This window comes from Cryobacterium sp. MLB-32 (assembly GCF_000738085.1).
In the GTDB taxonomy this organism is placed as follows: Bacteria; Actinomycetota; Actinomycetes; order Actinomycetales; family Microbacteriaceae; genus Cryobacterium.
The window spans coordinates 1-3,064 of the sequence record NZ_JPRS01000298.1 but is presented as its reverse complement, the minus strand read 5'-3'; the positions used below and the strand labels follow the sequence as shown (position 1 = coordinate 3,064).

Below are 3,064 nucleotides of genomic sequence, written 5' to 3'. Positions count from 1 at the left end.
TCGCTCAAGCCCCAGTTCCTCCTCGATGGTTTGGGTGCGGTGCATTCTGAATTCGTTCGGATCTCCTTCACCAAGACCGAAAACCCGAACAAGCCTGGTCCCGTGCTCATCACGAGCCAAACCTCGCGCGAACAGTCCGGTGCCGACAGCTACAAGTACCTGCTGCAGCCCAACTTGCTGCTGCGTTAGCCGCACACTTACGAAAAGAACACCATGCACATCGGAATCATCGGCCTCGGAAAAATGGGCGCGAACATGCGCGATCGCCTGCGGAACCAGGGCATCACCGTCACGGGCTACGACCGCAACCCAGAGGTTACGGATGTCTCGTCCACCGCAGACCTGATCGCCGCGCTCCCGGCGCCGCGCCTCGTCTGGGTGATGGTCCCGTCCGGTGTCGTCACCAACGCGGTCATCCAGGATCTCTCCGAACAACTTGAGGCGGGTGACCTCGTGATCGACGGCGGGAACTCCCGATTCACCGAGGACTTCACCCACGCAGCACTGCTTCAGGACAAGGGCATCAACTACATCGACGTGGGTGTCTCCGGAGGAGTCTGGGGCGTCGAAAACGGGTACGGGCTGATGGCCGGCGGAAACGCTGACCAGATTGAGCGAGCCATGCCCGTGTTTGACGCGCTTCGTCCCGCGGGCCCTCGAGACGAGAGCTTCGTGCACGCCGGTGAAATTGGCGCCGGCCACTACGCCAAAATGGTGCACAACGGCATCGAATACGCCCTCATGCAGGCTTACGCCGAGGGTTATGAGATGCTCGCGAAACGCGACGACCTGATCAAGGACGTCACCGGAACGTTCAAGAGCTGGCAGCGTGGCACCGTCGTGCGGTCGTGGTTGCTCGAACTCCTCGTGAAGGCTCTCGAAGAAGATCCAGAACTGGCCAGCATTGAGGGTTTCGTCGACGATTCCGGAGAGGGTCGTTGGACGATCGAGGAAGCACTGTCGAATGCCGTGCCGGTTCCGGCCATGAGCGCGGCCATCTTCGCTCGATTCGCGTCTCGTCAGGAGGACTCCCCCGCGATGAAAGCTGTGGCAGCCCTACGCAATCAGTTCGGTGGACACGCCGTCAAGAAGGCCGACTGATCCGACGTGCGCGTCACCCACCTGTCGCTCACTGACTTCCGCAATTATGCGGCAGCGGAGGTTCCCCTGCTTGCGGGAGCCAATCTCATCGTGGGGCGTAACGGTCAGGGAAAAACCAACCTGGTGGAGGCCCTGGGCTATTTGAGCACCTTGGGCTCACACCGGGTCTCCGACGACAAGGCCATGATCAGGGCCGGTCAGCCAGCGGCGATTATCCGCGCCCGGCTCGAGTACAACGGGCGAGACATTCTTACCGAGGTTCAGCTGAACCGTACGGGACTGAATCGTGCTCAGGTGAACCGCTCGGCAATCCGTACCCGGGACTTGCCGCGGTATTTTTCCAGCGTCGTTTTCGCCCCAGAGGACCTCGCTCTCGTTCGCGGGGACCCTTCGGGGCGCAGGAGGTTTCTTGACCAGCTGCTCGTGCTGCGCTCCCCCAGACTCTCCGGCGTGATCGCGGATTACGAGCGGGTGCTCAAGCAACGCAACACGCTGTTGAAGTCGGCGCGCGGATCGGGAATGAAAGATGGCCAGCTCAGCACCCTGGATATCTGGGACGAACGCCTGGTGGCGCTCGGGTCGGAGATCATCGACGAGCGCGCTGAGCTCGTGCGGCTGCTTGGGGAACCCCTTCGTGCCGCGTACCGAGCCGTCGTCGATGAGGATCACCGCCCAGAACTGCTGCCGCTGCTGAGTATTTTCGGTGGTGATGAGCTGTCGTTGGTCGCGTCTCGCGGGGTCTCGACATCGATCTCCACAGGGGTCTCGACAGGCTCGACCAGCGAGGGGGGCGCGGCCCAGGGGTTGTCTCGCGGGGTCTCGACAGGGGTCTCGACAGGCTCGACAGGCACGACCCAAGCGACCAGCGGGGCTGGCACACCGACGACGGCGGATGCTTTTCGGGCCGCGCTGGCGGGGCTGCGGCGCAAGGAAATGGAGCGAGGCATCACCCTGGTCGGGCCGCACCGCGACGATCTGGTCTTCATGCTCAATGACCTCCCGGCGAAGGGATATGCGAGTCACGGCGAATCATGGTCGTTCGCTCTCTCGCTCAAGCTTGCTTCGGCGGAGTTACTGCGCCGGGAGTCCGCCAGCGGCGACCCGGTGCTGATTCTCGACGACGTTTTCGCCGAGCTCGACCAGTCGCGGCGCACGCGTCTGGCCGAGGCCATCATCGGATACGAGCAGGTGCTCATCACGGCCGCCGTCCTCGATGATGTGCCGGAAGCACTGACGGCTCACGTCATCCATATCCGGGGCGGTGCCGTTGTCGATGGCTGAAGCTGAGGAACCGGCCGAGCCTGTCGGTCGACGTTACAGCGAGGCAGCGAACGTCTTCCTGCGGTTCAAGGACGTTTTCGGCGACCCGAATGCGCGGCGGAACCGCAGCCGGCGGCGTCCGCGCGACGAGCAGGGGTCGAGCGTTCCGTTCGGTGCTGGTCGTGACCCGCGCGGCATCGGCGACACAATCAACTCTTTGACCATGCAGCTGGGCTGGAATTCTCCCCTGGCCCAGTCGGAGTTGCTGGCGTCGTGGGCCGAACTGGCCGGTGTCGAGACCGCGAATCACTCCAGTCCGGCCGGGATCGATGAGGGGGTACTCACCGTTCATTGTGAGTCGACTGCCTGGGCAACGCAGTTGCGGTTGATGCGCAACGAGATCATGAGCCATATCGCCGTCAAATATCCGGAGGCGGGCATCCAGTCGATCCGTTTCCAGGGCCCCAACGCCCCATCCTGGAAAAAGGGCCCCAGATCAATTCCAGGGCGCGGTCCGCGCGATACCTACGGCTAACCATGCAAATAAGGTCAACCGCCCGAAATAAACGCGTCAAACGGCGATTGTGGCCGGTTGGAGTCCCCCCGTTTGGTAAACTGAATGGTCGCCCGTGCGATGGTCAGGAGCCAAATTTCAGATGACAGTTGAACCTACGCCCGTGCCGGAGCACGAATACGGTGCAGA

The 3,064-nt window shown here is 62.6% G+C and carries 3 protein-coding genes and 1 pseudogene; all 4 read left to right on the top strand.

Annotation, left to right across the window (positions count from 1 at the left end; translation table 11 throughout):
- Nucleotides 1–189 (top strand): annotated as a pseudogene (locus tag JF66_RS17840) (DNA polymerase III subunit beta); the annotation flags it as partial.
- Nucleotides 190–213: 24 nt separating this feature from the next.
- On the top strand, nt 214–1,101 hold the full coding sequence (gene gnd / locus JF66_RS17835; protein ID WP_035880131.1) for a phosphogluconate dehydrogenase (NAD(+)-dependent, decarboxylating): 888 nt from the start codon (nt 214–216) through the stop codon (nt 1,099–1,101).
- Between the two features lie 6 nt (nt 1,102–1,107).
- Nucleotides 1,108–2,382: a DNA replication/repair protein RecF gene (gene recF / locus JF66_RS17830; protein ID WP_035880130.1), complete on the top strand. Its 1,275-nt coding sequence runs from the start codon at nt 1,108–1,110 to the stop codon at nt 2,380–2,382.
- Entirely contained in the window at nt 2,375–2,896 is a 522-nt protein-coding gene (locus tag JF66_RS17825) for a DUF721 domain-containing protein (protein WP_051973725.1), read from the top strand. Before recF ends, JF66_RS17825 begins: the two co-directional genes overlap by 8 nt.
- The last annotated feature ends 168 nt before the right edge of the window (nt 2,897–3,064 follow it).